At 70.1% G+C, this 3944-nt stretch carries 6 protein-coding genes; all 6 read right to left on the reverse strand.

All coding sequences use genetic code 11. The features are described 5' to 3' along the window. The coding region (locus RIF89_RS11840; RefSeq protein ID WP_309069310.1) for an RluA family pseudouridine synthase at positions 1 to 893 on the reverse strand (893 nt) is incomplete at its 3' end. Further along, on the reverse strand, positions 893 to 1465 hold the full coding sequence (locus tag RIF89_RS11845; protein ID WP_309069311.1) for a signal peptidase II: 573 nt from the start codon (positions 1463 to 1465) through the stop codon (positions 893 to 895). The genes RIF89_RS11840 and RIF89_RS11845, both read right to left, overlap by 1 nt. 7 nt (positions 1466 to 1472) lie before the next feature. Further along, the gene (locus RIF89_RS11850; RefSeq protein WP_309069312.1) at positions 1473 to 2096 is read right to left on the reverse strand and encodes a DivIVA domain-containing protein; all 624 of its coding nucleotides are present in this window, start codon (positions 2094 to 2096) and stop codon (positions 1473 to 1475) included. 118 nt (positions 2097 to 2214) lie between these two features. Next, the gene (locus RIF89_RS11855; RefSeq protein WP_309069313.1) at positions 2215 to 2517 is read right to left on the reverse strand and encodes a YggT family protein; all 303 of its coding nucleotides are present in this window, start codon (positions 2515 to 2517) and stop codon (positions 2215 to 2217) included. A gap of 20 nt (positions 2518 to 2537) precedes the next feature. Next, a complete protein-coding gene (locus RIF89_RS11860) occupies positions 2538 to 3011 on the reverse strand; it encodes a cell division protein SepF (RefSeq protein ID WP_309069314.1) in 474 nt (157 codons plus the stop codon). A gap of 34 nt (positions 3012 to 3045) precedes the next feature. After that, positions 3046 to 3732: a YggS family pyridoxal phosphate-dependent enzyme gene (locus RIF89_RS11865; protein WP_309069315.1), complete on the reverse strand. Its 687-nt coding sequence runs from the start codon at positions 3730 to 3732 to the stop codon at positions 3046 to 3048. Positions 3733 to 3944 lie beyond the last annotated feature (212 nt).

Consider the following 3944-nt stretch of genomic DNA (forward strand, 5'->3'; position numbering starts at 1 on the left):
TGCGCCAGGTCCGCCGGATAGTCGGACGTGAAGGTCACCCAATCCCCCGTCGCCGGGTGCGCGAATGACAGCTCGTGGGCGTGCAGCCACTGGCGTGTGAGGCCGAGGCGTGCGGACAGCGTGGGATCGGCACCGTAGAGCGGATCGCCGACGCACGGATGGCGGTGCGCCGCCATGTGCACACGGATCTGGTGCGTGCGGCCCGTCTCGAGATGGATCTCCAGCAGCGACGCCCCCGGGAACGCCTCGATCGTCTCGTAGTGGGTGATCGAATCCTTGCCGTCGGGCGTGACCGCGAATTTCCAGGAGTGGCTCGGATGGCGTCCGATCGGGGCGTCGATCGTGCCGGCGAGGGGATCCGGGTGCCCCTGCACGACCGCGTGGTAGATCTTGTCGACCGTGCGCTCCTTGAAGGCGCGCTTCAGGACGGTGTAGGCCTGCTCGGTCTTCGCGACGACCATGAGTCCGCTCGTGCCGACGTCGAGCCGGTGCACGACGCCCTGCCGCTCGGCGGCGCCGCTCGTCGCGACGCGCACGCCCGCGGCCTCGAGGGCGCCCAGCACGGTGGGCCCCTCCCATCCCACGGACGGATGCGCGGCGACGCCCGAGGGCTTGTCGACGACGACGATGTGATCGTCCTGGTACGCGATGCCGAGATCGGGCACCTCGATCGGGATGACGCGCGGCTCCTCTTTGGCACGCCATTCGACGTCCAGCCACGCCCCGGCGTGCACGCGGTCGGACTTGCCCACCGTCGCGCCGTCGAGCTGCACGCCGCCGGCCTCGGCGACCTCGGCGGCGAACGTGCGAGAGAAGCCCAGCATCTTCGCCAGAGCGGCGTCGACGCGCGAGCCGTCGAGCCCGTCGGGAACGGGAAGGCGTCGGGACTGCATCAGCCCTCCCGCGCGGCGTCGGTGTCGGCGACCGCCTCCGCGGCGGCCTCGCCGGCCGGCCTCCGCCCGGTCCCGTCCAGCGCCACGCCGAACAGCGTCAGGGCGGCGACCGTGATCATGCTGGAGACGATGAACACGTCGGCGACGTTGTAGATGGCGGGCATCATCCACGGCGTCGAGATGAAGTCGACGACGTGGCCGACGGCGAACCCTGGCTCCCGGAGCAGCCGGTCGGTCAGGTTGCCCAGGACACCGCCCAGCAGCAGCCCGAGCACGACGGCCCAGATGCGGGAGCGGACGCGCGCGAACGCCATCCAGACGATGACGCCGGCCACGACCGCCAGGGCGATCGTGAAGATCCAGGTGACGCCTTCTCCGATCGAGAACGCGGCACCGGGGTTGAGCACGAGGTACCACTGGAGCGCCTCGCCGAGCACCGGAACCGGCGTCTGGAACTCGAGGGACGTCAGGGCGAGATGCTTCGCGAACTGATCGGCGGCCAGCACCAGGACCGCGAGGATCGCGATCGTGGTGCTGGCCGCCGCAGTGCGCAGAGGAGCGCGGACGGTCAAGACCGACTCAGAGGCCGATCGCCGAGACCGGCGTGTCGCCCGAGCTCGTGCCGGCGGTGTCGAGGTCCGCCAGCTTCGACTCGAAGTAGGCGCGCATCTGGGCGCGGTAGTCCCGCTCGAACTGGCGCAGCTCGGTGATGCGGCCCTCGAGCGTGGTGCGCTCGCGCTCGTACTTCTCGTTCAGCTCACGCTGCTTCTGCTCGGCCTCCGAGCGGATGCGGTCGGCCTCGGACCTCGCCTCGTCGACGAGCTGCTCGGCCATCTGACGACCCTCGGCGACGTGCTCGTCGTGCAGACGCTGGGCGCGCTCGATGATGCTCGCGGCGCTCGTCGCGGTGCTCGACACGTCCGCGGCGGGAGCGGCAGGAGCGGGCGTGGGCTCCGGAGCGGGGGTGGGCTCGGGGGCAGGCGCCTCGGCGACGGGAGCGGGAGCGGCGGCCTCGGCGGGAGCGAGCTCGCCCGACTCGTACTTGGCGAGCTTGGCCTTCAGCTCGTTGTTCTCCTCGATCGTCTTGCGCCACTCGACGACGATCTCGTCCAGGAAGTCGTCGACCTCGTCCGGGTCGAAGCCCTCCTTGAACCGGACGTGCTGGAACTGCTTGGTGACGACGTCATCCGGCGTCAATGCCATGAGTGGCTCCTCTTCCCTGGGGTGTCTGTGGCCGTGGGCTGGGCCCTGGGCACTTCTCCGTCTGCAAGCATAACCGTCGGTTCCGGCGCCGCGAGAGGGGGCGATCCGGATGACGGGGTCACAAGGTCGTGAGTGCGCGCGTGACGTTCAGCAGCACGAAGCACAGCAGCATCGTCAGCGCGAACGCGAAGTCGATCGCGATGCCGCCCATCCGCAGCGGCGGGATGAACCGCCGGAAGAACCGGATCGGCGGATCCGTGAGGGTGTACGTCACCTCGGCGGCGACGAGCATCGGACCCTTGGGCCGCCATTCGCGGTTGAAGAGGGGAATGTACTCGAGCACCAGCCTCGCGAACAGCACGATGATGTAGAGCAGGACGACGACGTTGAGGATCGAGGCGATCAGCCCGATGGGTCCCACGACGAGACGAGCGACGCGCGTCAGGCCTGCGCGAAGGGCGCAGCCTCGGGGTCCGCGTGCGCGATTCCCCCGTCACCCGACACGGCGATGTTCTCAGGCGAGAGCAGGAAGACCTTGCTCGTCACGCGCTCGATGCGACCGTACAGACCGAGCGACAGACCGCTCGCGAAGTCGATCAGGCGGCGCGCGTCGGCGTCGCTCATCTGCGAGAGGTTGATGATGACCGGGATGCCGTCGCGGAAATGCTCGGCGATCATCTGCGCGTCGCGGTACTGCTTGGGGTGCACGGTGACGATCTCGTTCACGGCAGCCGCCGCAGGCTGACGGACGACGGCCGGGCGGCGCAGCGGCGTGACGGGCGCGGGCTTGACGTCGTCATGCTGCGGCTCATCGCGCTCGCGATGCGCGCGCTGGGGCTGCTCCTGCGCATCGTCGTACTCCTCCTCGTCGGCAAGGCCGAGGTAGACCATCGTCTTCTTGAGCGGGTTCGCCATGGCGTCCTCCGTAGTGTGCTCGTCTGTTCTGAGGCTACGCCCGGGGCGGGCGCTCCCCCGTGATTGCAGATCCGATGCGAAGGTGTGTCGCACCGCATGCGATCGCCTCGGCGAAGTCGGCTGTCATCCCGGCCGAGATCCAGGTCGCGTCCGGGATGACGGCCCGCACACGTGCGGCGTAGTCGGCAAGGCGCTGGAAGGCGGGGGCGGGCTCCTCATCGAGCGGCGCGACCGCCATGACGCCGCGCAGCCGCAGCGTGTCGGATGCCGCGATGTGCTCGGCGAGCGCGTCGATGCCGTCGGGCGCGACTCCCCCGCGCCCCGGGTCGTCCGTGAGGTTGACCTGCACGAGCACGTCGAGCACCGGATCGCCGGGCTCGGCGGCCGCATCGAGCGCGTCTGCGAGACGCGCGCGATCGACCGAGTGCACGACGTGTGCCGCGCGCCGGATGGCCCTGGCCTTGTTGGTCTGCGCCTGACCGATGAAGTGCCACGTGAGGTCAGCCAGGTCGACCGTCTCCGTGGACTTCGCGCTCAGCTCCTGCTGGCGGTTCTCTCCCACATCGCGCACGCCGAGCGCGTGCAGCTCGCGGACGAGCGCGGCTGCATGGAACTTCGTCACCACGATCCGGGTCAGCTCTCCCGCATCCCGGCCGGCGGCGCGAGCGGCGTCGCCGATGCGGGCGTCCACCTCGGCGAGGCGCTGCGCGAGATCCGGCATCCCCGATTCGTCCTGTCGGCGGGCGGCCTCGGCCACCACTTACTTGAGGAAGTCGGGGATGTCGAGGTCGTCGTCGCCGAAGGCGGAGTCGAAGCCCGCGTCGGGCAGCACGGGCGCCTGCGCAGCGACCGCGACGGGCTCACGCGCCGGCTCCTCCTTCTTCGCGGCGTCGGACGAGCTCGTCGCGATGCCGGTGCCAGGCAGCGTCGGCA

Source organism: Microbacterium sp. (genome assembly GCF_031178525.1).
Taxonomy (GTDB): Bacteria; Actinomycetota; Actinomycetes; order Actinomycetales; family Microbacteriaceae; genus Microbacterium.